The sequence below is a fragment of the Cupriavidus sp. NPDC089707 genome (assembly GCF_044748965.1).
In the GTDB taxonomy this organism is placed as follows: domain Bacteria; phylum Pseudomonadota; class Gammaproteobacteria; order Burkholderiales; family Burkholderiaceae; genus Cupriavidus.
Genome location: NZ_JBIVHB010000003.1, coordinates 113,617 through 138,768, shown reverse-complemented (window position 1 = coordinate 138,768; position 25,152 = coordinate 113,617). Strand labels below are relative to the sequence as shown.

The following is a 25,152-nucleotide window of genomic DNA, read 5'->3' as shown; positions in this document are numbered from 1 at the left end:
ACATGGTACCGAATGGCTTCTATTCTGGTACCATCGATAAACGATTGGTACCAAAAAATGAGACCGCTTGCATTCACCCCCATCCATCGGCCCGCTATGTCTGTGTGCGCCGACCACGCTGCGCAACGCTGTCGCGCCGATGTCGGCGCGAATCGCCGGGTCGTTTCGACAGTCGAGGCGTTCGCTGCCCCGACGCAAGTCGCTGAGAGGTACGGGCGATGAACCTGATCGATTTCTTTGACGGCGGCGCGCTCCAGAACGGCAACTCGCCATGCTTCGTGGCAGAGGATGGCGCGACGCTTACCTACGCGCAGGTGCAAGCCCAGACTTTGCGCATCGCACGGGCGCTGCAGCGCCTCGGCCTCGAGCCTGGCTTTCATGGCGCGGTGATGAGCGCCAACGATCCTCTGGCCTTCGTCGCGGTGCTTGGTATCGTCCGCGCGGAAGGTGCCTGGTTGCCAGTCAACGTCCGCAACGCGGTGGCCGCGAACGTCGAGTTCCTCGACGACATGGACTGCGACGTGCTGTTTTACCAGTCGCGCTGGTCGGAGCAGCTGCCGCAGATACGCAGCCGTTGCCCACGCATCCGGCACTTCATTTGCCTCGATGATGGCGCGCAAGGCGGCGACCTGTCGCTGGCAGACTGGTCGCGCGGCGAATCGGACGAGTTCTTCTGGTCGGCATGCGACCCGGAGGCGACCGCTGTCATCCTCGCCACCGGCGGCACCACCGGGCGCTCGAAAGGGGTGATGCTCAGCCACCGCAACGTGGCAGCGATGTGCGCCAGCCAGATGTCGGCGGCGCGGATCACTCACCGCATGGTCTATCTCGCTGCCGCTCCGATCACGCACACCGCGGGGCTGCTTGCGCTGCCGTTCATCGCTCGCGGCGCGCGCGTGATCCTGCACGACGGTGTGGATCCCCAGCGATTGCTGCGGGCCATCGAGCGCGACCGGGTGGAGGCGCTGTTCCTGCCGCCGACAGCGATCTACGCGCTGCTGACCCAGCCCAATGTGCGCGAGTTTGATCTGTCGTCACTGCGCTACCTGCTCTATGGCGCGGCGCCGATGTCGCCGGACAAGCTTGCCGAGGCAATCGAGGTGTTCGGCCCCGTGCTGTACCAGGGCTACGGCCAGTCGGAGGTGCCGGGCTCGATCAGCGTGCTGCTGCCTGAGGAGCATTTCGTCGACGGCCAGATCGCGCCGCGCGAGCGGCTGAGCAGTGCCGGCCGACCGTACCCGTTCACTCGCGTGGCGATCGCTGCGGACGACGGCACTGTGCATCGGCGTCCGGGCGAGCGCGGTGAGATTGTTGCCCAGGGCGACATCGTGATGAAGGGCTACTACAAGAACCCGCAGGCGAGCGCGGAAGCGAGTGCGGGTGGCTGGCATCGCACCGGCGACATCGGCTACTTCGATGCCGACGGCTTCCTGTATCTCGTGGACCGCAAGAAGGACATGATCATCACCGGCGGCTTCAACGTCTATCCCGCGGAAGTCGAGGCGGTGCTGATGGCCCACCCCGCCGTCAACGAGTGCGCGGTCGTAGGGGTGCCCGACGACAAGTGGGGCGAAGCCGTCAAGGCCGTCGTCGAGCTGCGCCCGAATGCCACGGTCACCGAATCGGCGCTGATTGAACTCGTCAAGAAGGAACTCGGGAGCGTCAAGGCACCGAAGTCCGTGGAATTTGCCGACCAGTTGCCGCGCAGCACCGTCGGCAAGGTACTCAAGCGAGAACTGCGCGCCCGCTACTGGGCCAACAGCGGACGCGTCATCTGACCCTGATATTCCATTCCATGAAACCTGTCTACATAGTCGGCGTCGGCATGACGCCCTTTCGCCGCCACGATGACGGCACTGTAAAGCGCCTCACTGCCTGGGCGGTCGAAGATGCGCTCAAGGACGCCGGATGCGACCGGCGACACATCCAGGCGGCGTACTTCGGCAACGTCGGCCAGGGCCCGCTCGAAGGCCAGGTTTGTGTCCCCGGCCAGGTCGCGCTGCTGCCGCTGGGTATCCAGGGCGCACCCATTGTCAATGTCGAGAACGCGTGCGCCACGGCCAGCACCGCGTTCCACCTGGCGCTGCGGCATCTGCTGGTCGGCGATGCCGATATTGCGCTGGCGGTGGGCGTCGAGAAGCTCAGCGTGCGTGACAAGGCGAAGGCCTTTGCCTTGTTCGAGGGCGGCTGGGACATTGAGACGCCCGAGGCCAATGCGCAGACGCTGTTGCAGATCGGCGCCGGCATCGCGCCGCCGCCCGGAACGATGTCGACACGTCCCTACAGCCGCTTCATGGACATCTATGCGGCGTTCTGCCGCTACCACATGGCCCATTACGGCCTGACGCAATCGCAACTGGCCGCCGTCAGTGCCAAGAACCATGCGCACGCGGTGCACAACGAGCGTGCGCAGTACCGCCAGGCGATGAGCGTGCAGGAGGTGCTGGCCTCGCCGCCGATCGCCTATCCGCTTACGCAGGCAATGTGCTCGCCGATTTCCGACGGCGCGGCGGCGGCGATCCTGTGCACGGAATCGGCCTTGGCGCGCTATGGCTTCGACCGTCGGCGGGCCATTCGCGTGCGTGCGTCGGTCTTGCGTTCGGCGACGGCCCGGGCGTGGGAAGACCTCGGCAACCACGCCACGCGCCTGGCTGCGCTTCACGCCTACGAGCAGGCAGGACTCGGTCCGCGCGATATGCAGGTGGCCGAAGTCCACGATGCCACCAGCATGGGCGAGATCCTGCAGTCGGAGAACCTGGGCTTCTGCGATGCGGGCGAGGGCGGGCTGCTGGCGGAGTCGGGCGCGACAAGCATCGGCGGACGCATCCCGATCAACCCGTCTGGCGGCCTGGAGTCGAAAGGCCACCCGGTCGGCGCGACCGGGCTGGGGCAGATCTTCGAACTGGTGCAGCAACTGCGCGGTGAGTGCGGTGCCCGTCAGGTGCAGGGCGCCCGCATCGCGATCCAGGAAAACGGCGGCGGCATCTGGCGCAACGAGGAAGCCGCCTGCCATGTCGGCATCTTCAGCCGGGACTGAACAACCAACATCATCACAAGGAGGAGCACAACTATGAGCAAGAGACTTCAGGGCAAGGTGGCGCTGATCTGCGGCGCGGGCTCGGTTGGAGCGGGCGTGGGCAACGGGCGGGCCATGGCGATGCTGTTCGCGCGCGAGGGCGCGCTCGTGCTGGCGGTCGACCGCGACCTGGCATCGGCGGAGGAAACTTGCCGGCGCGTGCGTGAGGAAGGCGGCATCTGCGAGGCCTATCAGGCCGACGTTACCCGCGGCGACGAGATCAAGGCGATGGTCGGCGCGTGCCTGGAACGATTCGGACGCATCGACGTGCTGGTCAACAACGTCGGGATCGCCGAGATCGGTGGGGCGGTCGAGCTGTCGGAAGAGGCCTGGGACCGCATCTTCGACGTCAACGTGAAGAGCATGTTCCTCACCTGCAAGCATGTCTTGCCGCTGATGGAAGCGCAAGGCGGCGGCGCCATCGTCAACGTCAGTTCTCTGGCGGGCATCCGCTGGTCCGGCGTGCCGTACATCGCCTACGGCGCCAGCAAGGCGGCGGTGCTCGGCCTGACGCGCTATGTGGCCTTGCAATACGCGCCGAAGAATATCCGCGTCAACTCGCTGCTGCCTGGCCTGATGAACACGCCGATGATCACCGAACCCCTGTCGCGCTTCTATGGCGATGTCAGCCAGATGATCGCCCAACGCGATGCAATGTGTCCCACGGGCTCAATGGGTGACGCCTGGGATGTCGCGCATGCTGCGTTGTATCTCGCCAGCGACGAAGCCAGATATGTCAACGGTGTCGACCTCGTAGTCGATGGCGGTATCAGCCAGCAGATCATTGCTCCGCAAGCCGCTGCGTAAACCGGCCGCGGCTGCGGCATGCAGCGCGCGCGATCGCCCGCGGCAAGGGGCGATCCGCCCTCGCTCTTTCTCACGCCGCGGGCACCCCGAGGCCGACCTACTTGCTGCCGTCTCGCGCGTCGCCACCGATCGCATCCACCATGATCATGGTCCGGTCGAGCACGCCGCGTTCGTCAAAATAGGCGTTGAAGTGGGCTGGCATGTAGGCACCTGTATAAAGCCGGTAGGACCATACTTCGCGCTTCATGAGTGGGTAGAACTCGATGGGCTCACGCGGATGGCCAAAGCGCTCGGCAACATCCTTCTTGGTCCAGACCCCGGGGCGTGCCTCGTAAATCTCTTTCTCGGTCAGCATCTGCCGGAACCTTGTCAGCTTGCCGTTCACGTCGAAGTCTGCCGCGTAGACCTCGAAGCCGAGCGGCTGCTTGGAATAGATCCACCGAGTGGTGCCGTCAGCAAACTGGTAGGTTTCCGTGGGCGCTCCGAACGTATCGCGCACGTTACTCTGTGGGCCGCCGAGCAACCCCTCTGCGGTCTGGAGGGGCTGAAGGGCAGCGCAGGCGCCCAGCACAAGGATCGCCAATGTAGCGGTCACACAGGCGCACAGGCGATAACGCATGATCGTTCTCCAGTCAGTTGGCGGTTCCGCGCCAGTCCAGCATAGCGCACGCTGAGTCCAATAGGATGCTCATTCATCCGGACCTTCCGGGGAAAGATTTTTCTTATCTCATCGTCAAAAAAGATTCAATACTTCAGCGACCAAGGCTGACGTTAGAGTTCGGAGCATGAGGCAGATCGGAGGCCGTGCGGCTCCGATACGCTTGACGATGGCACCCGGCTGCGGGGGCGTATTCACACAAGATCATTGCGCTCGTAATCAGGCAAGTAGCAGCACGGTATTCTCACAGGCCAGGCCCGCAACCATCGCGCGTGGCGCTAGCCGTGGGCGTCAACCGTGGGGACCCGCCAGCCGGACCTGGCTCGCTGCCCGGGGGCCAATGCGCTGACGGTGGTGGACAGCTCCCTCCAGCAGTTCCGTGAGGAAGCGAGCCGCTGTTGATGGGATAGCTTCCTCACGGAACTGCTGGAGGAGGGTGTCACCATGTTGCGCGCACGAATTGCCCTGAGCCTTGCCATTGGCGTCGCCGCCATGCTCGCGCTGCCTGGCTGCACCTACTACGGCTATCCGGCGCCGGCGGGGGCGCCGGCCAGCTTCGACCGCTCGTTCTACGCGGCTGCCGATGCCATGCGCGACCAGGGCCTGGTGATCACCACGCAAGAGCCCTCAACCGGCATGCTGGTCGGCAGCCGGGACGGCGACACCGTCATGGCAAGCGTGCGCCAGCAGGGCGACGGCAGTGTGCGGGTGGAATTCAACGCGCCCAGTCCCCGCGACTCGGGGCTGCTGGAGCGCGTGTCGCGCAGCTATGACCGCCGCATGGGACGCTGAAGGGGCATTGAAGGGGCATTGAAGGGGCATTGAAGGGGCATTGAAGGGGCCGCAGGCCTAGTGCGGCAGGAAGAAGAAAGTGAGGGCCGGCAGGATCAATGCGATCGCCGACAGGAGCCGACGATGGACGCCTCCCCCACCTCATGGAGCCCGGCACGATGGACCAAAAAATTCAGCCAATCGAAGAAGGAACCGTCATGCGTGGTGCGCGGAAGATCGCGGGTCTGATGTTGTGCCTGCTACTGGGCGCGGGGAGCGCCGGGGCGGCGAACGTGGAAACCCATGCCGGGTTGTGCGATGCCTCGGCTGGCTTTGCGCTCGGCGCCAATCACTTCGTGGTGGTGGACAACGAGCACAACGTGCTGACCCTGTACCAGACCGGGCAGGCGCGGCCGGTTCGGGTCTTTCCGCTGCACGCCTTCCTCGGCACCGACGAGGACGACGATTCCGACCTCGAGGCCGCAGCGGTGGTGGGTGAGCGCGTCTACATCGTCTCCTCGCATGGGCGGACATCCGGGGGCAAGGAAAAGGGAAGGCGTCATCGATTCTTCGCGGTGGACATCGATCCGGCACGGCTGTCGGTATCGCCGGTGGGCAAGCCGTACAAAAAGCTGCAGCGAGATCTGCTGGCAACTCCGGCGCTGGACGATTTGCGGCTGAAGGCAGCCGCGAAGCTGCCGCCCGAGCAGCGTGACGGCTTCAATATCGAAGGGCTGGCCGCCACGGACAGCGGGCTGCTGATCGGGTTCCGCAATCCGCTGGTCGGCGGCAAGGCGATCCTCGTGCCGCTGGACAACCCCGCTGCCGTGATCCAGGGCAATGCCGCGCGCTTTGGCGCGCCGATCCTGATTGACCTCGGCGGCCGAGGCATTCGTGGTATCGAGCGGGTGGGCAAGGAATACGTGATCGCCGCCGGGCCGGTGGCCGACGATGGGACGTTTGCGCTGTACCGGTGGTCTGGCGCCAGCACGGAGGCGCCCGTGGCATTCGGTACGGACGCCATCGCCGGCATGAAGCCCGAGGCCGTGTTCGAGCTGCCGGGCACGACGGCTGTCCGCATCCTCAGTGACGACGGCGACGTGCGGCACGGCGAGCGCGTGTGCAAGGATGTGCCGGCCGCCCGCAAGCAATTCCGCAGCGTCGTCGTCACGCCATAGGCATCAGCCCGCCGCGCCGGTCGCCTGCAGTTCCCCCGAAAGCGGCCAGCACGGCCGACCCGAGGCGCCTGATCAGCACCGGAGAGCGCCACAGATCGAGGCTCACAAGAAAAAGCCCGCCGTGATCCACGGCGGGCATTCCTTGACAACGAATCCGGTGGCGACGCGCCGGGCTTACTCCAGCTTTGCCCCCGAGCGCTCGACGATGTCCTTCCACTTCTTGTAGTCCGACTGCACCAGCTCGGAGAACTCCTTGGTCGTCATCAGCCTGGCTTCCGCGCCTTGCTCCTGGATCGCGTGGATCATCGCCGGCGTGGCGAGGACCTTGTTCACTTCGGCATGGATGCGGTTGACCACCTCCGGGGGCGTCTTGGCCGGGGCGAACAGGCCGTACCAGGTGCTGACGTCCACCTGCTTGTAGCCGCTTTCCGCGACGGTGGGCACATCGGGCAGCGACGTGCTGCGCGTGGCCGAGGTCACGGCCAGCGCGCGCAGCTTGCCCGCCTTGACCTGCGCCAGCGCCGACGGCACCGATGCCACCATCAGGTCCACATTGCCGGCCAGCGCGTCCATCATCGCCGCATTGGAGCCCTTGTAGGGCACGTGCAGCAGCTTGATTCCCGCGGCTTGGCTGAAGATCTCGGCGGCCAGGTGGATGGTGGTGCCGTTGCCGGGCGAGCCATACTTGACCGCACCCGGCGCGCCGCGCGCGGCGGTCACCACGTCGGCCAGCGTCTTGAAGCGTGAATTGGCCGACGTGACGATCACGATCGGGGTGTAGGCGACATGGCTGATCGCCACCAGGTCGCGGTTCGGCACATAGTTGACAGACTTGTACAGCCACGGCGCGACCACCAGGTTGTCCTTCTGGCCCATGACCAGCTCGTAGCCGGTCGGCGCCGCCCGGACCGCCTCGGCAATGCCCAGCGTGCCGCCGGCGCCCGGCTTGTTGTCCGGCACGAAATTCCACTTGGTGGCCTGGCCGACCTGGGTTGCCACCAGGCGGGCCAGGATGTCGGTACCGCCGCCGGGCGGGAACGGGATCACCAGCCGGATCGGCTTGGTCGGAAAGCTGGCCGGGGTTTGCGCGTGCGCGCTCGTCAGTCCGCATGCCACCAGCAGGGCGGCAAAGAGGGCCTTCAACATCTTGTTTCTCCTCGATCGAAATCTTGCGGGGCGGACCCTGGCTTGCTGCCTGTGAACCTGGCGGATTGCGGCGGTGTCGGGCACTGGAACGGCCCGGAGCGGATGGCGGGGAACGTCTGGATGTGCGGTGGCGAGGCAAGCGCAGGGATCTCGGCCCTGGTCGCGAAACGACATTTTCGCATATTAGGTATGCGTTGGCCCGATATCGCCTTCGGGCACGGGCGCTGTCTTGTTGGCGCGCTCAGGCGGCCAGCGCGCGGCAGAGCGATTGCAGGTCGCTGAGGATCAGGTGAGGGCGCGCGCCGCCGCGTTGCCATTGCGCCGTGTGCGGGCCGTCCGGGCGCACCAGCCATGCGGCCTGCAGTCCCGCGCCGAGTGCGCCAACGACGTCGAGGTCGGGATCGTCGCCGACATGCAGCATCTGTTCCGGCGGTGTATCGACTGCCGCGGCGGCCGCGTGGAAGATCGCCGCCGCCGGCTTGGCCGTGCCGAACGTTGCGGCGCTGAGCGCCGCGCGGAAGAAGTGATGGCCGCCGGTGACCTTCAGGTCGGCGTTGCCGTTGGACACCGCCACCAGCGGGAAGCGTTCGCTGAGCCACGCCAGCGCGGGCAGCGCATCCTCGAAGAACTCGACCTGCTGCCGCGCGGCAAAGAACGCGTCGTACGCGTCTTCGGCCAGGCTGGCATCTTCTCCGGCCATCTCCAGCGCCAGCAGGATCGAGCCGAGACGCAGCGCGCGGTAGTCATGTGCGAGGTGCGGGTTCTCGCCTTCATAGCTGGCGCGCAATTCGCGCAGCACCGCGGGCGAGGTCAGCACCCCGGCCGTCTTCGGCGCGTGCCGCAGCAGCCAGGCCAGCAGCGTCGCCTCGGCGCGGGCCACGGCGGGGCCGAACGGCCACAGGGTGTCGTCGAGATCGAAGGAGATGGCGGAGACCTTGGGCAGGCGCATGGGGCGGGAACGCTGCAGATTGGCGCGGGGGGTGGGGTTTGGTAGCTTACCACCGCGCAGGCCCGGTTTTCGGGTCGCCAGCATGGAGCGCCGATGTGCCGATCGCGCCATAAAGTCGCGCAGGCCGCTTGTTGTGGCTAGAATCCGCCAAACGATCCACGATCTCGCATCGAAACGATGATCCGTCTCGTCCTGATCCTGCTGGGGTTCGACTACCTCCGCCAGCGCGCGCGCGGCATGTTCTGGCTCGGCGTCGGCTTCCTCGCCGCCGGCGTGGTGCTGTTCATCGACGGCCTGGACAGCGCGCATTTCTTCCCGCTGGAATGGTTCGCCGGCCTGCTTCTGGTGGGCGGGCTGGGCACGGTGGTCGTCGCCATGGTGGGCGCCGGCGGGCTGCGGGCCATGAGGCTGTTCAAGGGCCTGGCATTGGTGGTGGCGGCGTCGCTGGTGCTGGCGGGGCACCATCACGGGCATTTCTGGCTGTCGATGATCTTCGGCACGCTGTTCCTGGCCGACGGACTGCTGCAATGCGTGTCGGCGTCGGTCGTGCGTTTTCCGCGCTGGCGCTGGGCCGTCGGCACCGGCGTGCTGGAGGTGCTGATCGCGATCTTCTTCTACCAGCCGTATCCGACCAACTACCAGGGCACGGTGCCTTATGCGCTGTCGCTATGGCTGTTGTTTGGCGGCTGGAGCATGGTCATGCTTGCGTATCGGGCCATCCGCGTGCCGGAGAGCGCCACGATAGAAAGCCTGATGCACGGGCCGCGCCGGCGCAGCGGGGACCAAGGCAAGGACCAAAGAGGGGGCCAAAGCGGGGACGCTACGGGCCAAGGTGGTTCTCACTGGACGGACGTATCGCATGCGTCAACGAAGACGGTCACCAAGACGCTGCTGTTCGCGCAGGCCGAGCACGCGGCGCACCTGCCCGATGAAGGCGTCCCGGGGCTGACGGTACATGTCTGGACGCCATCCGGTTCCGTGCAGCAGCCGCTTCGGCGCCGGCCGGTGTTCGACCGCTATATTGCCGCCGTGGACGCCAACGGTGCCATCTGGACCGGCCATACTGCGCTGGAGGCGCCCGAAGGTGTCTATATCAGTTTCGATCCGGCCGCGCCGCTCAGCCGCACGCCGGAAAGCGTCACGCAGGCGCTGCGTGCGACCACCGACAACGATGTGCCGGGCGTGTTCGAGCCCGATTACGCGACCGAGGCGTCGCGGCGCGGCGACTCCACCGTGCGCGTGCACCTGCGCAACTACGATGCGGCACGCCTGCAGCGCTTCTGGCATGCGTGGCGTGCCGATACTACCTACAACCTGACCTATCGGAACTGCGCCGTCAGCGTGGCGCGTGCGCTCGAAGCCGCCGTGGAAGGCGCGCTCATGCGCAGGCGCGGACAACGGCACTCGTGGGCGCTGCTGCTGCAGACGCTGTGCATGCCGGAGCTATGGCTCGCCGCGCAGATCCGCAAGCGCGGCAAGACTATGGCGTGGACGCCGGGGCTGGTGCGCGACTATGCGCGTGCGCTGAGCTTGCTGGTCGATCCTCATGCGCACCCGCATGCGCACCCGCGCCGGTTCTGGCGGCTCGGCATCGCTGCAATGAACCGCTGGCGTCGCCAGCGGCGGCAATGGCGTGCAGACGATAACCAAGTGCATGCGGAATAGGCCGCGTACGCCCGCTGCGACCGTTCGCGCATGCGTGGCTGGAAGGCGATGAGGTAAGAAGCGTGTTCTAACATCTCTGTTCCCGCGCTCCGGCTGGAGTGGCGCGGGGCGAACTTCTGCGCGGCCCGGGTGTCGTTAGTGCCATAGCCGCGCAACCCGCAATGAACAGGACGACGCATGAATCTTGACTTCCTCCTCGATCATCCCTGGTTCGGCACATGGACCGCCGCGCTGGTCGCCGTCATCGTCGCGCTGACCGCGCATCGCCTTGGCGGCCTGCTGCTGTTGCGCATGACCCGCGCCGCGCCGGTGCTGCATGCCATCGTGATCAAGTCGCGCGCGCCGGCCAAGGCGGTGCTGCCGCTGCTGGCGTTGCAGACCGTATGGCAAGCGGCGCCGGACGACCTGCGCTGGATCGACAACGTGCGGCACCTCAACGGTCTGCTGATGATCATCGCCACGACCTGGCTGGCGGCGCGCATCATCGCTGGTTTTGCGCAGGGTGTGCTCGAACGTCACCCGGTCGATGTGGCGGACAACATGGGCGCGCGGCGTATCCATACGCAGACGCGGGTGCTGTCGCGCATCGCCATGTCGCTGGTGATCGTGATTGGCGCGTCGATGGTGCTGATGACCTTCCCCGGTGCGCGGCAGGTCGGCGCCAGCCTGCTGGCCTCGGCGGGCGTGGTCGGCCTGATCGCGGGCTTTGCCGCCAAGCCGGTGTTCAGCAACCTGATTGCCGGCTTGCAGTTGGCGCTGACCCAGCCGATCCGGCTGGACGATGTGCTGATCGTCGAGGGCGAGTGGGGCCGCGTGGAGGAGATCACTGGCACTTACGTGGTGCTGCGTATCTGGGATGATCGCCGCCTCATCATTCCGCTGCAGTATTTCATCGAGAAGCCGTTCCAGAACTGGACCCGCAGCAGCGCGGAGCTGTTGGGCTCGGTGTTCTTCCACGTGGACTACGGCATGCCGCTGGCACCGCTGCGCAAAGAGCTGGAGCGTATCGTCCATGCCGCGCCCGAGTGGGACCGGCGCTTCTTCAACCTGGTGGTGACGGATGCCACCGAGCGCACCATGCAGCTGCGCGTGCTGTGCACCGCGGCGTCATCCGGCCTGGCGTGGGACCTGCGCTGTGTCGTGCGCGAAGGGCTGATCGACTTCATGCAGCGCGAGTATCCGCAGTTCTTGCCCCGGCTTCGCATTGAAGGGGAGGGTGAGGGCAAGGGCGATGCCGCGTCGCGCGGCGCCGCCGTGCACGTAGCGTGAAGCTGTGTGCCCGGCATCGCCCCTTGTCAGGCGAATCAGAAATCTACCTTCTCTCCCGGCTGTGGCACGATCACGCGCGTGGCCGCGCCGGCGCCCAGCGCGGCGGTGAATTCTTCCGGCGTGCCGCGCAGCTGCGGTGAAGTCTGGTAGTGGATCGGGATCGCAAAGCGCGGCCGGATCATGTCGCGCACCGCGATCGCCGCGTCCTGCGGACCCATGGTGAAGTGGTCGCCGATCGGGATCAGCACCAGGTCGGGCCGGTAGCGGTCGCCGATCAGCCGCATGTCGCCGAACAGGCCGGTATCGCCCATGTGCCAGACGCGGAAGCCGTTCTCCATCTCGATGATGTAGCCAACCGGTTCGCCACCGTAGTGGGTTTCGTCCTTGCCGGTGGTCGGGTTCTTCATCACCAGTTCGGATGCGTGCTCGGCATGCACCGCGGTGATCTTCGGCCCGGTCGGCCCGAACGGCATCACGGTGCCGCTCTTGCCGAATCGCTGCACCAGCGCGGCCGGGGCCATGCCGAGGCTGATCAGTGCCGAGCCCATGCCGCCTGCGTTGTAAATCGGCGCGTTGTTGAGCTGCGCGAGCGCCGGGGCGTCGCCGAGGTGGTCGTTATGCGCGTGCGTCACCAGGATCAGGTCGACCTTGCCGAGCGAGGACAACTGCTTGAAGCCGGCAGGCGTCTTCGGGTTGGTGGTCAGCCACGGGTCGATGACGATGACCTTGCCGCCGGGCGAGGTGATGCGGATCGCTGCCTGGCCCAGCCACAGGACTTCAGTCTTGCCGGCGGCGGCAGCGGTGGTGGCCGTGGGCGCCTGCGTGACCGCGGTGGGTGTCGGCGCAGGCGTGCCGCAGGCGGCGAGCGTGGCAACGGTGGCGCTGAGTACGACTGCGCGGAATCTGATCATGGTCATTCCTTCCGTGGCTGAGTCATGGATCGAACCGTTCCACCCTGGGGTGTGCAGTGCCGCTGCTGCATCGGTGCCGCTAGCGCGGCGCACGGCACGCGAGTGCGGGGCGCGTGTTGCAGTATCGGCACGGGGGTGATGCGTGTCAATGTGGCATGGCCCTGCCTCTGCCGCCGCAGCCCGACTCAGCGCACAAAGACGCCCAGCCCTTCGTGATCGTAGTACTCCAGCCATACGCGGTCGCTGGCAAAGGCCGCCCTGGAGATCGTGCCGGGGGCGGCGTTCTCGTTATGGAGCGTGAATGTAAAGACATCTCCGTCCCAGTGCGTCAGCGGCAAGACCAGAGGCTTCGCGCCCAGCGTCATCACCAGCGCGCCGGCCTGTTCGGCGACCAGCAGCGGGCCGTAATAGTCGTTGCGATAGGTGCCGGCATAGGTGGACAGCGCTCGCGCGGGCAATGGGCTTGCAGGTGGCGACTGCCCGACCAGCCTGCCTTCGGGCTGCAGCAAGGGCGCGAAGGCGTCGGCAAAGATCGCGCCCCAGTCGCGGCGGAAGGCGCCGTACTGGACCAGGTCGAAGAACTGCGCATTCAGCGTTTCGGGGATGCCGATGGGGTAGCCGTTGGTCAGGGTGACAATGGCCAGGTTCAGCGACGGCACCGCGGTAAAGCTGGTTGCCGCCCCCACCGCGAACCCGCCGGAATGGTTGTAGTTGGTCAGCCCCAGCTCGGTCGTGCCGACATTGAAGCCGTAACCGTAGTAACTGGCGGGGCGGCCCTGGACGGGCGGGCCGCTCTGCATCTGCTGGGACAGCGCGGGAGCGAGCGCCGCGGCGTCGACGATGCGCTGGCCGGCGAACTCGCCCTTGGCCAGCACCATGATCAGCCATTTCGCCAGGTCGTTGACCGAGGCGCTGACGCCGCCCGCAGGCGATTGCGCATCGGGCATGGTGCCCATGCCCTGCACCCAGCTGTCGTTGACCTTGACGTGGCCGAGCGCGCGGTTGTCGCGCGCGGCAAAGTCGGCGTAGCGCGAGCTGGTGCGGGTCATGCCCAGCGGCTGGTAGATGGCCTGCTCGGACAGCGTGGCCCAGTCGATGCCGGCGGCATTCGCCACCGCCTCGGCCGCGGCGGTCATGCCGAAGTTGGTGTACTCGTAGACCGCGCGCAGCGGATGCAGCGGCAGGAAGCGCAGGCGCGTCAGCACTTCGCGGCGGTCGTAGCCCATGTCTTCGAGCCGGTCGCCGGCGTGGTCGGGCAGGCCGGAACGATGCGCATAGAGGTCGCCGATGGTGACGGCTTCAGTCGTTTCCGCATCGGACAGCGCGAACCATGGCAGGTGCTGGATGACCGGGGTGTCCCAGCCGATGCTGCCGCGCCCCACTTGCCGCGCCACTACCGTGGCACCGATGGACTTTGACACCGAGGCCAGCTGGAACACGGTGTCGGCGTTGACCGATGCGGGATCGGTCACCAATCGACGGCCAAAGCCCCTGGCGTAAACGGTTTGATTGCCGCGCACCACTGCGATGGCCATGCCGGGCACGCCCGAGCTTGCCATCAGGTTGGTGGCCAGTGTATCGACCTGGGCGATGGCGTCGGTGATCTGCGCTTCGGGCACCGGATCCGGCGGCGGCGCCGGATCGTCATCGCCGCCGCAGGCGGGAAGGGCCGGAACGAGCAGGCCGCTCAGCGCGGCTCCCAGGAAACGGCGACGCTTTTGCAGTTTGGCCACGACAGCTCTCCCGACGGCGGCGCGAGGGCGCCTTTGGGATTTACTGTAGGCGATGGGCGCGGGCAGTGAATGCGAAGCGTCTCATGTACGCATTGGCGGCAGGGCGGGAAACTGGATGCCTCACCGAGGGGTTCGGTGAGCGGGCGTGACAACCCGAAGGAAGCAACCGACGTTGGCAACAATCGCGCGAGCAAGCCGTATCCACGGCGGGCCGGGCGGGGCAGCCGCATGGCTGGCCGGTTTTGCGTCGGTTCACCGGTTGTCACCCCCGCTGTCAGGCCCGCCACCTCCATTGCAGACCCCAAGGCTGGTGGGCAGTCTCTAGTCGGAGAAAAGCAAAATGCAAATGCGCACCTATAACGCGGAAGTTCTGAACATCGTCCCGCCTGGCGCCGTGGAAGCGCTCGAGCGAATCAGCGCCGGGCTGAGCGCGATCCTTTCGTTGCTTGAAATTGAAAGCGAGCGCTCCGAATCCTGTCATGCCATGCATTCCCTGCTTGCGATGGTCAAGCAGCAGTTGGATGAAACGACGGGAGAGTTCTGCCCGGCGGATTGATTGGCCGGTTTGGAGAAACAAAAATTAGGCTGCTGACAAAGTCAAAGGCTGCGAATGTTGTCTCCCCTCTCCCATTTATGGGAGAGGGGCGGGGGAGAGGGCAGGAGTTGCCACGAAGTGATGCGCCACGGTGCTTGGCATGCGCCTGCCCTCTCCCCCGGCCCCTCTCCCGCAAGCGGGAGAGGGGAGCAAACAACCATTCTCGCTTTGAAACCTTGGTGCCCAGGGGAGGACTCGGTCACGCCAGCGCGACCCCGGCTGCGCTTGCAAGCGCAGCCCTTCTCGTCCTCCCGAAAAGCGCTCAAGCGCTTTTCTTCCTGGGCGGAAATGAAGAAGGCCTGCTTGCGCAGGCCTTCTTTGAATGCTGGTGCCCAGGAGAGGACTCGAACCTCCACAGTGTTGCCACCGCTAGGACCTGAACCTAGTGCGTCTACCAATTCCGCCACCTGGGCAAGGTGAGCGCCGCATTCTACCGAAGGCGACGGAATTTGCAAGCACGAGTTTGCAGTGGCCAGGCGCGTCCGGTCAGAACGACGGCACCATCGCCCCCTTGAACTGGGTCTTCATGAACTGGCGCACGTCTTCCGACTGGTACGCAGCGACCAGCTTCTTGACCCATGGCTTGTCCTTGTCCTGCGTGCGCACCACGATGATGTTGGCGTACGGGCTGTGGATGTCTTCCAGTGCGATGGCATCCTTGGTCGGCTGCAGGCCGGCGGCCAGGGCGTAGTTGGTGTTGATCACGGCGGCGCCGACATCGGGCAGCGCGCGCGCCAGTTGCGCAGCGTCCAGTTCCACGATCTTCAGCTTCCTTGGATTCTCGGCCACGTCCAGCGGCGTGGCGTTGTTGCCATTGGTGCCGGCACCGGCCTTGAGCTTGATCAGGCCCTGCGACTGCAGCAGCAGCAGCGCGCGGTTTTCATTGGACGGGTCGTTGGGCACCGCCACCTTGGCGCCCTGCGGCAGGTCCTTGGGCGACTTCAGGTTCTTCGAGTAAATGCCCAGCGGCGAGATATAGGTATAGCCGACGCTCTGCATCTTGTAGCCACGCTGCTTGACCTGGCTGTCCAGGTAGGGCTGGTGCTGGAAGCTGTTGGCATCCAGGTCGCCGGCATCCAGCGCGGCGTTCGGCTGCACGTAGTCGTTGAATTCCACGACCTTGACGTTCAGGCCGTTGCGCTTGGCAACCTTCTGGACGACTTGCCAGACTTCGGCGTCCGGACCACTGACGGTGCCGACGCGGATGGTCTGTTCCTGGGCCGAGGCGCTGCCGGCGGCGATAAGGCCGATTGCGGAGACGGCAACCGCCAGGCGCTTGATAAGGGAGGTGCTGCGCATAGAGTTCTGTGGTCTTTTGATTATGTGGCGAGTGAGACAGTTGGGCCGTGGCAGGGATCGCCTGCGCAGGCGAGGCCACAGATTAACGCAATTGCGTAAAAACTGCGCAGCAGGAACAGATCTGGCGTCTATTTCTTTTTCATATGCTTATGACACCCTGTCGACCTGAATTGATGGCATAAATTGCTGCCTCATTCTTTAGTCGGCGAAGCACTCGCGCAAGACGCGAAGGGTTTCCTTCAGCGTGTTTTCATTCAACTCGCCGGCGCGCTTGAGCAGTCGGGATTTGTCGACGGCACGGATCTGGTCCAGCAGAATCAACCCGTGTCTGCGCTGGAATGTCACGCCGACACGGAAGGGTGCCGGCCGGCTGCCAGAAGTCATGGGTGCCACGGTGACCGTCCGGAGGTAGTCATGCATCTCCGGCGGCGAGACGACTACGCACGGGCGCGTCTTCATGATTTCGCTGCCAGCAGCGGGGTCAAGTGCGACGAGCCAGATCTCGCCCCGCACTACCATTTCAACTCCGCGTCATCCGCGTTGGGAAAATCGCCCAGGACCAGCACATCGTCGCCGGCTTCGGCAATGGCGCGGCTGGCATCGGCCCAGCCTTCGCGCGGCGTATTCTTCGGGCGCCGGATCACCAGCGCGTCGTTCACGATATCCATTTCCACTTCGCCCTCCAGACCCAATTGCGCCAGCATTGCCTTGGGGATCAGGATCCCCTGCGAGTTGCCCATTTTTCGGATCGTCGCTTTCATTGCCTGTCCTTGTCGCTATCGCCACGGCGATGAGTCGCACAATGTTATAACGTCGCCGGGTTCAAGGACAGGGGCTGGGCGAAGCCCGACAGGAAATGTGACATCCTGGTCCGGTCTCGGACAGGAGAATTTTCCGAAACGCAGCAGGCCGCTCAGCCCGCTACCGTCGCATACCCTTCACCCCTCCACTCAACAAAACAAAGCCCATGCCCAAACGGATCCGACAGCGTGGCCTGCCTGCCCCATTCGAAATCCTGCGGCCAGTCTTCGATCTCGGCGCCCGCTTCCAGCGCCCGTTCGATCGCGGCTTCCAGGTTGGCCACGACAAAATCGAGATGCACCGGCGTCCAGTGCCGCCGGTAGTCGCGCCGGGTATCCGAACGACTGGTAGGACGGGTGCCAGCGGGTTTGGCGAGCAGGTAAATCGGCGTGTTGCCGCCCAGCATTTCGGCGACGCTGCCATCGAACAGGCGGCGCTGCAGTTTCAGCCCCAGGCCTTGCTCGTAAAAGGCGATGCCGCGCGCGAGGTCGTCGACATCGATATTGATCAGCAACTCCATGACAGCCTCCTTGCGGCGTTCTGTGTGAGAGCGGCCGCATTGTGCGCCGGCCCTCCTGACAACTGCTGTCAGGAGTGATGTTTCAGCCGGCCGCTGGTGGCGTGCCGATACGCGTGTGGCGCGCCAGGCATGCGCGGTACTCCAGTCAACGTGATGGTCGGTCGATATCCGGTGTAAGGGCTGTCTCGGCAATGTTGCACCGCGCAGACAAAAACGTCTCCCGAACACGCGGAGACTTCATAATATCGACTTACTGAAGATAGGGAGAAAGAAGTTGCGTTTCGAGCACTTGGTGGAAATCAACGATCCAGGCAACCCCCAGCTGGATCCGCTGACACCTGACCAGCTTTGGCAAGGCCTGGTGTTGCGCGCCGAGTCGCCCGAACTGTTCGTGCTGGGTCTGGACAGCGCCGAAGTGGTGGCACGGGGTGACAACTGGATCGACCGCGTGCTGCATTTCGGGCAAGCGTCCATCCAGGACCGCGTCGTGTTCGAGCCGCGCCGCCAGGTGCGCTATGAAACCGCCGCCACTGCCGAGCATGCCGGCGGCACGCTGACCATGGTGATCGAGATCCCCGGCCCGGGCGCGCTGCTGCTGCGCTTCATCTACGACACCACCATGCCGGCCGTCGATGCCAGCGGCGACGACCGCTACGCCGAGATCGTCAAGTCCGCCTATCACGAGGCCGACATCGACACCGTCCGCAAGATCCGCGAGATCGCCGACACCGGGCGGCTGGGGTGAGCGAGGGCCCCGTCGCGCCGGAGACGTCCGGCAAGCAGCCGGGCGGGCCGACCCGGGCGGCGCTGCGTGAGCGCTACGGCGACCGCCTGCGCTGGCTGGTGCTGATGACACTGATGCTAGGCACGGTCTCGTCGATCGTCTCGTCCACCATCATCAACGTTGCCATCCCCGACCTTAGCCGGCACTTCGTGCTGGGGCAGGAGCGCGCGCAATGGGTCGCGGCCAGCTTCATGATCGCGATGACGCTGTCGATGCTGCTGACGCCGTGGCTGCTCAACCGCTACGGCCTGCGCCGCACCTTCCTGGGGTCGCTGCTGCTGCTGGGCGTGGGCGGACTGTTCGGGGGGTTCTCGCCGACCTACGGCGTGATGATCGCCATGCGCGTGGCCGAAGGCGCCGCCGCCGGCATCATGCAGCCGCTGCCCAATATCCTGATCCTGCGCGTATTCGAGGAGCGCGAGCAGGGCAAGGCCATCAGCATGTTCGGCTTCGGCGTGGTGCTGGCGCCGGCGCTGGGGCCCAGCCTGGGCGGCTTCCTGGTCGAGGCGTTCGGCTGGCGCTCGATCTTTTTCGTGGTGGTGCCGCTGACGCTGCTCGGCGCGTTCATGGCGCGGCGCTTCATGGCGGTGGATTCGATCATGATGGGCGAGCGCGAGCCGCTGGACTGGCGCGGCCTGGTGCTGGCCGGCGTGGCTACCGTGAGCCTGCTCAACGGCGTGGTCGAGATGCGCGAAAGCGTGGCTGCGGGCATGGCCCTGGCCGGCTTCGGCGTGCTGATGCTGGCGGCGTTCGTGCTGTGGCAGTTGCGCGCGCCCCATCCGCTGATGAACATGCGGCTGTACAGCTACCGGCAGTTTGCGGCGGGCGCGGTGGTGGCATTCATCTATGGTGCGGGCCTGTTCGGCTCGACCTACCTGCTGCCGGTCTACATGCAGATGGCGCTGGAATACACGCCCTCGCGCGCAGGCCTGGTGCTGCTGCCGGCGGGTGTGATGCTGGCCCTGACGATTGCCGTGGCCGGCCGCTTCACCCACCGCATCGCGCCGCATGTCCAGGTGTCGTTCGGGCTGGCGCTGCTGGCGCTGTCGTTCCTGCTGATGGCGCTGGGGTCGCGCTCCACGCCGTATCTGCTGCTGGTGGCGCTGGCGGTGCTGGGTCGGATCGGGCTCGGCTGCATTTTGCCGTCGCTGACGCTGGGGTCGATGCGGGGCGTGGATTTCTCGCTGATCGCGCAGGGATCGAGCTGCATCAACTTTATCCGGCAGCTGGGTGGCGCGATCGGCGTGAGCCTGGCCGGGGTGGGGTTGCAGTGGCGCCTGGCTCAGCACGGCGCGGTGCTGGGCCAGGCCGGCGACGCCGCACTGCAGGCGGCGCGCATCCGCGCCTTCGACGAGACTTTCCTGGCGGTCGGGGTGGTGATCGCCAGTGCGATCTTCGCGGCCTGGCGTATCCGGCCAAGGCCGGTGCCGGCGGGCTAGGGCCGCCGGCTTGGCTGGCGGCGGGGCTTAGCTGGCCGCGCCGCTGCGCAGTTCTTCCACCAGCGCGATGTACTGGTCCATCGCCTGCTCGCGCGCGGTGCCGCGCAGCGCTTCCCAGGCTTCGAACTTGTAGCGGCCGACAAAGTCGGTCATGCCCGGCTTGTTGCCGTGGGCATCGCCTTCGCTGCCTTGCTTGAACAGTGCGTACAGGCGCAGCAGGGTCATGTTGCTGGGGCGCTCGCTCATTTGCTTGACGTCGATCTGGGCCTGGTCGAAGCGTGTCTGCAGGTCGCTCATGGGTTTCTCCGTGGGGGTGTGTGAAAGTGCAGCCGATGATAGCCGCGCCAGTACGCCAGACCGCGCGTCTAAAACCGAAGAAGCCCTCGGTTCCGGGCGCCAGCGGCTACAATCGCGCCATGTCCTGGATTCTTGCTGTTGAAACTTCTACGGAGTGGTGTTCGGTCGCGGTCGGACGTGCCGTGGCCGGCGCCGGCATCGAGTGCCTGGTGCGCCATGAGCACACCGGTGCACGCTCCTCCGCACGCGTGCTGCCCGCCGCAGGCGAGTTGCTGGCCGAGGCGGGCATCGCACTGGCCGATTGCGCCGCGATCGCCTTCGGCGCCGGTCCCGGTTCGTTTACCGGCCTGCGTACCGCCTGTGGCGTGGCGCAAGGGCTGGCTTTCGGAGCCGGGCTGCCGGTGGTGCCGGTCAATACCTTGCTGGTTTGCGCCGAGCGCGTGCGCGCCGCCGAGCCGGCGCTGCCCGCGGACACCGCGGTGCTGGTCGCGCTTGACGCACGGATGGACGAGGCCTATGCCGGCGCCTTCGGCTGGGATGCCGCCGCACAGGAGTGGGCCGAGCGCACGCCGATGCAGGTCGGCGCGCCGGAAACCGTGCGGTTGCCCGACGGCGAATTCTGGCTGGCAGGCAATGCCGCCACGGTCTTCGGCGAACGCCTCGCCGGCCTGGCGCGCGCGCAACGCGTGCTGCCGGAGGCCATGCCCCATGCGCAGCCGATGGTCGCCATCGCACTGCGCGCGCTGGCGCGTGGCGAGGCCATTGATGCCGACCGCGCCATGCCGATCTACCTGCGCGACAAGGTGGCGCAAACCATCGCCGAACGCGAAGCCGCAGCCGCCGCGCGCGCCGCGGCCACGGCCGGGAGCGCATCGTGAGCGCCGCCTATCCGCTGGAAGAGCGTGCCGAATGGCCGGCAGTGCCTGCCATGCCGCCGCTACCCCCGGGCTTTGCGCTGGGCCGGATGAGCGCGCTCGACCTGGAGGCGGTAGCCGGTATCGAGGCGCGCGCCTACAGCCATCCGTGGACGCGCGGCAATTTCGAGAACTCGGTCAAGGCCGGGCATCTCGGCCTGACGCTGCGCGATCCCGCCGGCACACTGGTCGCCTATGCGGTGCTGATGGCGGTGGTCGACGAAATGCACCTGCTCAATATCACCGTCGACCCGCTGCGCCAGCGCCAGGGATTGGGTCGGCTGATGCTGTCGATTGCGCTGGCGACCGCGCACGCGCATCGCATCCATACCATGCTGCTGGAGGTGCGCCCGTCCAATACTGGCGCGATCACGCTGTACCACGCCGCCGGGTTTGCCGAGATCGGCCGCCGCAAGGGCTATTACCCGGCGGCGGGCCGAACCCGCGAAGACGCGCTGGTGCTGCGCCGGAACTGGCTTGACGAGGTGGCCGGGGAACGCGGCGAGGGCAGGGAAGCCGGGGAGGGCCGCGCATGAGCCGCCGCGCGCGATTCCTCGAAGCACTGGGCATCACGGCCGAGTGGGTGCCGCGGACACGCAGTGACGCGCCGCTGGCGGAAAAGGTGTCCGAAGCCGTTGCGGTTGCTGAGCCCGTTGCCGAGCCTCTTATTGAGCCTCTTACTGAGCCTCTTACTGAGCCTATTACGCCCGCTATTGAGGCCATTGCCGAGCCCGTCACCGTGGCCGCGCAGGCTGCTGCGCCTGTCGTGGAAGCCGCGCCGGCGATCGAAACGGCCATCCCGGTGGTGCCTGCCGCCCCTGTGGCGGCGCCTGTCTCGCGTGCACCAGCCGAGCGCTCGCTGGTGCCGGCCGGCCCCGAGCCCGACTCGGCGCAGGCCGGGCGCGAAGCTGCCATCGCCGGCATGGCATGGCCCGCGCTGGATGCCGCCGTGGCCGGCTGCACCGCTTGCGGACTGTGCCAGTCCCGCACCAATACTGTCTTCGGCGTCGGCGACCGGCAAGCGGAATGGATGCTGGTCGGCGAGGCCCCGGGCGAGAACGAAGACCTGCAAGGCGAGCCCTTTGTCGGCCAGGCCGGCAAGCTGCTCGACAACATGCTGGGCTCGCTCGGCCTGGCGCGCGGGCGCAACGTCTTTATCGCCAACGTGCTCAAGTGCCGCCCGCCGGGCAACCGCAATCCCGAGCCGGCCGAGGTGGCGCAGTGCGAGCCATTCCTGCGCCGCCAGATCGCGCTGGTGCGCCCCAGGGTGATCGTGGTGCTGGGCCGCTTCGCCGCGCAGTCGCTGCTGCGCACCAGCACGCCGATCGGCAAGCTGCGCGGCACCGTGCATACCTATGAAGGCATTCCCGTGGTGGTGACCTACCACCCGGCCTACCTGCTGCGCACGCTGACCGACAAGGCGCGCGCATGGGAAGACCTGTGCCTGGCCCGTGAGGTACATGATCGTGCGGGAGCTGGGGCCTGACCTCTCGCTGCATCGCGGCGGCGACGGCAACCTGCCGCCGGAGCCGCCGCTGTGGCGCCGCGCCTTGTCGCCGCGCACGCGCGACCTGGCCTGGACCACGCTGTCGCCGCCGCTGCTGTCCGCGGTAGCGGGCGCCGCTGCGGCGCACTGGCCTGCCGGTACGCTGGCGGCGTGGCAGCACTGGCTGGAAGCCGCCGACCCGGCGGCGCTGCCAGCCACCATCGACGAGCTGGCCGGCGGCCATGCCGCCTTTCCTTCTGATCCCGCTTCCGGCCCGCCCGCCGCCGCGCAGCAAGCGCAGGACCCCGCCAGCCGCAGCCTGCGGCTGGGGCGCCATGCGGAACGGCTGCTGCATTTCGCGCTGCGCCAGATGGAGGGGCTGACGCTGCTGGCGGCCAATGTCCCCGTACGCCGCGCCGGCGCGCATGGCATCCGCACGCTGGGCGAGCTGGACTTCGTCTGGCGCGAGCAGGCCTCCGGCGACGTGGTCCATTGGGAAATGGCCGCCAAGTTCTACCTGATGGTCGGCGCCGTTGCGGCGCCGACCCTGCACGATTTCGTCGGGCCGAACATGGTCGACCGGCTGGGCGACAAGCTCGGGCATGTGGTCGGGCGCCAGCTGCCGCTGGGACGCACGCCGGAAGCGCGCGCGCTGCTCGGCCATGTCGTCGACCGCAGCGAGGTTTACCTGCTCGGCTGGCTGTTCTACCGGGACGGGCAGGTGCCAGCGGGACTTGACCGGTTGGGCATTGCCCCGGACCACCTGCAAGGCTGGTGGTCGACGCTGGACGGCTGGCGTGCGCGCGCGGCGGCGCGGCCTGGCTTGCGCTGGTGCCGGCTGCCGCGTTCGGGATGGTTGTCGGGGGCGCTGGTGCCTGCCAGCGGCACGGAGGAGGTCGATGCACTGTACGCCACGCTGGCGCAGCGCTTCGCCGATCCGCGCCACGACCACGGCTGGCGCCGCGAAGCGCCGGTGATGCTGTGCGAGCTGGAGCCGGCCGGCCACGGCTGGTGGCGCGAATGCTCGCGCGGGTTCGTGGTGCCGCCGGGATGGGAGGCGCGGGCCATGGCGCGGGCGGCGGAGCCGCCGCGGCAGGGTGCGCAGGCGCTGGCCGACGGACCCTGAACGGGGCGCCGGCCAGGGGAGGTCAGTGGTGCTTGTCCTCGCCGATCATCGCCAGCGAGTTGAAGGCGCGCACGTTGTACTTGTGCAGCTTGATCACCAGCATCATGGTCAGGCAGATGAGCAGGCCCAGCGCGATGATGACCACGCCGATCGGCACGTTCAGCTTGATCAGCAGCGCGTACAGGCACAGCATCAGCAGCACCGATACGTTTTCATTGAAGTTCTGCACCGCGATCGAGTGGCCCGCCGACAGCAGCACGTGCCCGCGGTGCTGCAGCAGCGCGTTCATCGGCACCACGAAGTAGCCCGACATCGCGCCCACCAGCATCAGGAACACATAGGCGATGGCCATGTACAGCGGCATGTGCAGGCCCAGGATGTGCAGCGTCACCTGGGGCATGGCGTCCTTGGTGTAGAAGGCCATGATCATCACGGTCACGCCCATCGCCACGCCGAAGGGCAGCACCGTCAGCGACTTGCGCAGCGGAATGCGCGCGGCGGCGGCGATCGCGCCCACGGCCACGCCGACGGCCACCACTGCCTGCAGCAGCGCGCCTTGCGACAGGTTCAGGCCCAGGGACTTCTCCGCCCACTTCAGCACGATGAACTGCAGCGTGGCGCCCACGCCCCAGAACAGCGTCGTCACCGCCAGGGAGATCTGGCCCAGCTTGTCGCGCCACAGCGCCAGGAAGCAGTCGCCGAACTCGGCGATCAGCTTGATCGGGTTCTTTTCCTGCTGCGGATAGCGGGCGCCGGTATCGGGAATGAACAGGTTGAACAGCGACGCGATCACGTAGAACAGCATGATCACGACCATTGCCGCTTCGGCCGCCGTGTCGATGCCGGTCTCGATAAAGGGCAGGTCGAGCCGCAGCAGGATGTCCGACACGTGCACGGAAATCAGCGCGCCTCCCGCAACGGTGCCCAGGATGATCGAGCCCACGGTCAGCCCCTCGATCCAGCCGTTGGCCAGCACCAGCTTCTCAGGCGGCAGCAGTTCGGTCAGGATGCCGTACTTGGCCGGCGAATAGGCCGCCGCGCCGAAGCCCACCACGCCATAGGCCAGCAGCGGGTGGAAGCCGAACATCATGATCGCGCAGCCGACCACCTTGATGGCATTGGTGATGAGCATCACCCGCCCCTTGGGCATCGAGTCGGCAAAGGCGCCGACGAAGGCGGCGAGGATGACGTAGGAGAGAACGAAGAACAGCTTGAGCAGCGGGGTCATCCACTGCGGGGAATGTAATTCGGTGAGAAGGGCGATGGCGGCGATCAGCAAGGCATTGTCGGCCAGCGACGAAAAAAATTGCGCGGCCATGATGGTGTAAAAACCCTTCTTCATGCTTTCGACTTTGTCTCCATCGCGGACTTCCGTCACGCCGGTCAGGGCAGCACCGGCTGGGGAGGCTAGGGTTTGCAGGGAACCTTGCGCCGCGGCCGTGTCGAATCGTCTCGGTTGCACTGCGCTGCGGCGTCGTCGTGCGGCTTGCCTGACAGTCATTGACATAATGCTTCGCTTTTAGAACATGGCCGGAGCGTCCGGCTTTATATCACGAAAACATGACATTCCCGAACCCCGGCAAGGTGCCTTTTTTACTGCAAATCGCCGCGCCGATTCCCTGATGACCCCCGGCAGCGGCCCCCGGATGTGTTCAAATAACGGCTGCGGTCCCGGCCAGAGGACCGGGTCTTCCCTGATCTGGTGCAACGGCTCGACCATATCGCCGC

Annotated in this window: 25 protein-coding genes and 1 tRNA gene; 14 read left to right on the top strand and 12 right to left on the bottom strand. The window is 66.4% G+C overall.

Annotated elements, in window-relative coordinates; translation table 11 throughout:
• Positions 1-218 precede the first annotated feature (218 nt).
• Genes ACIP1U_RS06950 through ACIP1U_RS06940 form a run of 3 tightly spaced genes read left to right on the top strand, consistent with a single transcriptional unit; the run spans position 219 to position 3,883 of the window.
• Positions 219-1,778, top strand: a complete 1,560-nt coding sequence (locus ACIP1U_RS06950) for an AMP-binding protein (protein ID WP_400313132.1) — start codon at positions 219-221, stop codon at positions 1,776-1,778.
• 17 nt (positions 1,779-1,795) lie between these two features.
• On the top strand, positions 1,796-3,037 hold the full coding sequence (locus ACIP1U_RS06945) for a thiolase family protein (RefSeq protein ID WP_400313129.1): 1,242 nt from the start codon (positions 1,796-1,798) through the stop codon (positions 3,035-3,037).
• 33 nt (positions 3,038-3,070) lie between these two features.
• Positions 3,071-3,883 carry an SDR family NAD(P)-dependent oxidoreductase gene (locus tag ACIP1U_RS06940; protein ID WP_400313126.1) on the top strand — a complete coding sequence of 271 codons (813 nt, stop codon included), beginning with the start codon at positions 3,071-3,073 and terminating at the stop codon, positions 3,881-3,883.
• Between the two features lie 97 nt (positions 3,884-3,980).
• On the opposite strand, the gene ACIP1U_RS06935 is transcribed toward ACIP1U_RS06940, so the two are convergent.
• Positions 3,981-4,502: a hypothetical protein gene (locus tag ACIP1U_RS06935; RefSeq protein WP_400313124.1), complete on the bottom strand. Its 522-nt coding sequence runs from the start codon at positions 4,500-4,502 to the stop codon at positions 3,981-3,983.
• 483 nt (positions 4,503-4,985) lie between these two features.
• Here ACIP1U_RS06935 and ACIP1U_RS06930 point away from each other — a divergent pair, with 483 nt between their 5' ends.
• On the top strand, positions 4,986-5,333 hold the full coding sequence (locus tag ACIP1U_RS06930; RefSeq protein ID WP_400313123.1) for a hypothetical protein: 348 nt from the start codon (positions 4,986-4,988) through the stop codon (positions 5,331-5,333).
• A gap of 143 nt (positions 5,334-5,476) precedes the next feature.
• On the top strand, positions 5,477-6,490 hold the full coding sequence (locus ACIP1U_RS06925; protein ID WP_400313120.1) for a DUF3616 domain-containing protein: 1,014 nt from the start codon (positions 5,477-5,479) through the stop codon (positions 6,488-6,490).
• A 174-nt stretch (positions 6,491-6,664) separates the two neighbouring features.
• Here ACIP1U_RS06925 and ACIP1U_RS06920 read toward each other — a convergent pair whose 3' ends face one another.
• Together ACIP1U_RS06920 and ACIP1U_RS06915 are read right to left on the bottom strand one after the other, a co-directional pair.
• On the bottom strand, positions 6,665-7,636 hold the full coding sequence (locus ACIP1U_RS06920) for a Bug family tripartite tricarboxylate transporter substrate binding protein (protein WP_400313117.1): 972 nt from the start codon (positions 7,634-7,636) through the stop codon (positions 6,665-6,667).
• A gap of 241 nt (positions 7,637-7,877) precedes the next feature.
• Positions 7,878-8,585 carry an HAD-IA family hydrolase gene (locus ACIP1U_RS06915; protein WP_400313115.1) on the bottom strand — a complete coding sequence of 236 codons (708 nt, stop codon included), beginning with the start codon at positions 8,583-8,585 and terminating at the stop codon, positions 7,878-7,880.
• 177 nt (positions 8,586-8,762) lie between these two features.
• On the opposite strand from ACIP1U_RS06915, the gene ACIP1U_RS06910 reads away from it, so the two are divergent.
• Together ACIP1U_RS06910 and ACIP1U_RS06905 are read left to right on the top strand one after the other, a co-directional pair.
• Positions 8,763-10,250, top strand: a complete 1,488-nt coding sequence (locus tag ACIP1U_RS06910) for an HdeD family acid-resistance protein (protein ID WP_400313112.1) — start codon at positions 8,763-8,765, stop codon at positions 10,248-10,250.
• 177 nt (positions 10,251-10,427) lie between these two features.
• A complete protein-coding gene (locus ACIP1U_RS06905) occupies positions 10,428-11,519 on the top strand; it encodes a mechanosensitive ion channel family protein (protein ID WP_400313109.1) in 1,092 nt (363 codons plus the stop codon).
• Between the two features lie 35 nt (positions 11,520-11,554).
• On the opposite strand, the gene ACIP1U_RS06900 is transcribed toward ACIP1U_RS06905, so the two are convergent.
• Both ACIP1U_RS06900 and ACIP1U_RS06895 read right to left on the bottom strand, forming a co-directional pair.
• The gene (locus ACIP1U_RS06900) at positions 11,555-12,430 is read right to left on the bottom strand and encodes a metal-dependent hydrolase (protein ID WP_400313106.1); all 876 of its coding nucleotides are present in this window, start codon (positions 12,428-12,430) and stop codon (positions 11,555-11,557) included.
• A 185-nt stretch (positions 12,431-12,615) separates the two neighbouring features.
• Entirely contained in the window at positions 12,616-14,163 is a 1,548-nt protein-coding gene (locus tag ACIP1U_RS06895) for a serine hydrolase (RefSeq protein WP_400313103.1), read from the bottom strand.
• Between the two features lie 340 nt (positions 14,164-14,503).
• On the opposite strand from ACIP1U_RS06895, the gene ACIP1U_RS06890 reads away from it, so the two are divergent.
• On the top strand, positions 14,504-14,719 hold the full coding sequence (locus tag ACIP1U_RS06890) for a hypothetical protein (protein ID WP_400313102.1): 216 nt from the start codon (positions 14,504-14,506) through the stop codon (positions 14,717-14,719).
• 365 nt (positions 14,720-15,084) lie between these two features.
• Here the strand turns inward: ACIP1U_RS06890 and ACIP1U_RS06885 are convergent.
• From ACIP1U_RS06885 to ACIP1U_RS06865, 5 genes are all read right to left on the bottom strand, one after another.
• Positions 15,085-15,171, bottom strand: a tRNA-Leu gene (locus ACIP1U_RS06885).
• Positions 15,172-15,244: 73 nt separating this feature from the next.
• Positions 15,245-16,057, bottom strand: a complete 813-nt coding sequence (locus ACIP1U_RS06880; protein WP_400313099.1) for a MetQ/NlpA family ABC transporter substrate-binding protein — start codon at positions 16,055-16,057, stop codon at positions 15,245-15,247.
• A gap of 198 nt (positions 16,058-16,255) precedes the next feature.
• A complete protein-coding gene (locus tag ACIP1U_RS06875; protein WP_400313096.1) occupies positions 16,256-16,576 on the bottom strand; it encodes a type II toxin-antitoxin system PemK/MazF family toxin in 321 nt (106 codons plus the stop codon).
• Positions 16,570-16,818, bottom strand: a complete 249-nt coding sequence (locus ACIP1U_RS06870; RefSeq protein WP_400313093.1) for an AbrB/MazE/SpoVT family DNA-binding domain-containing protein — start codon at positions 16,816-16,818, stop codon at positions 16,570-16,572. Before ACIP1U_RS06870 ends, ACIP1U_RS06875 begins: the two co-directional genes overlap by 7 nt.
• A gap of 152 nt (positions 16,819-16,970) precedes the next feature.
• Entirely contained in the window at positions 16,971-17,378 is a 408-nt protein-coding gene (locus ACIP1U_RS06865) for a VOC family protein (RefSeq protein WP_400313091.1), read from the bottom strand.
• Between the two features lie 274 nt (positions 17,379-17,652).
• Here ACIP1U_RS06865 and ACIP1U_RS06860 point away from each other — a divergent pair, with 274 nt between their 5' ends.
• Together ACIP1U_RS06860 and ACIP1U_RS06855 are read left to right on the top strand one after the other, a co-directional pair.
• On the top strand, positions 17,653-18,123 hold the full coding sequence (locus ACIP1U_RS06860; protein WP_400313088.1) for an SRPBCC family protein: 471 nt from the start codon (positions 17,653-17,655) through the stop codon (positions 18,121-18,123).
• Complete coding sequence (locus ACIP1U_RS06855) at positions 18,120-19,601, top strand: DHA2 family efflux MFS transporter permease subunit (RefSeq protein ID WP_400313085.1); 1,482 nt, start codon at positions 18,120-18,122, stop codon at positions 19,599-19,601. The genes ACIP1U_RS06860 and ACIP1U_RS06855 overlap by 4 nt, the downstream gene beginning before the upstream one ends.
• A gap of 27 nt (positions 19,602-19,628) precedes the next feature.
• Here the strand turns inward: ACIP1U_RS06855 and ACIP1U_RS06850 are convergent, their stop codons facing one another.
• Complete coding sequence (locus ACIP1U_RS06850) at positions 19,629-19,898, bottom strand: acyl-CoA-binding protein (protein WP_400313082.1); 270 nt, start codon at positions 19,896-19,898, stop codon at positions 19,629-19,631.
• Positions 19,899-20,017: 119 nt separating this feature from the next.
• On the opposite strand from ACIP1U_RS06850, the gene tsaB reads away from it, so the two are divergent.
• The 4 genes from tsaB to ACIP1U_RS06830 are packed head-to-tail and all read left to right on the top strand — an operon-like array spanning position 20,018 to position 23,424.
• Positions 20,018-20,776 (top strand): tRNA (adenosine(37)-N6)-threonylcarbamoyltransferase complex dimerization subunit type 1 TsaB, encoded by a 759-nt coding sequence (gene tsaB / locus ACIP1U_RS06845; RefSeq protein ID WP_400313080.1) that lies wholly within the window; start codon positions 20,018-20,020, stop codon positions 20,774-20,776.
• On the top strand, positions 20,773-21,348 hold the full coding sequence (rimI, locus tag ACIP1U_RS06840; protein ID WP_400313077.1) for a ribosomal protein S18-alanine N-acetyltransferase: 576 nt from the start codon (positions 20,773-20,775) through the stop codon (positions 21,346-21,348). The genes tsaB and rimI overlap by 4 nt, the downstream gene beginning before the upstream one ends.
• On the top strand, positions 21,345-22,298 hold the full coding sequence (locus tag ACIP1U_RS06835) for a uracil-DNA glycosylase family protein (protein ID WP_400313074.1): 954 nt from the start codon (positions 21,345-21,347) through the stop codon (positions 22,296-22,298). The genes rimI and ACIP1U_RS06835 overlap by 4 nt, the downstream gene beginning before the upstream one ends.
• Positions 22,273-23,424, top strand: a complete 1,152-nt coding sequence (locus ACIP1U_RS06830) for a DUF1853 family protein (protein WP_400313072.1) — start codon at positions 22,273-22,275, stop codon at positions 23,422-23,424. The genes ACIP1U_RS06835 and ACIP1U_RS06830 overlap by 26 nt, the downstream gene beginning before the upstream one ends.
• A 22-nt stretch (positions 23,425-23,446) precedes the next feature.
• Here the strand turns inward: ACIP1U_RS06830 and lplT are convergent, their stop codons facing one another.
• The gene (gene lplT, locus ACIP1U_RS06825; protein WP_400313069.1) at positions 23,447-24,766 is read right to left on the bottom strand and encodes a lysophospholipid transporter LplT; all 1,320 of its coding nucleotides are present in this window, start codon (positions 24,764-24,766) and stop codon (positions 23,447-23,449) included.
• Between the last annotated feature and the right edge of the window lie 386 nt (positions 24,767-25,152).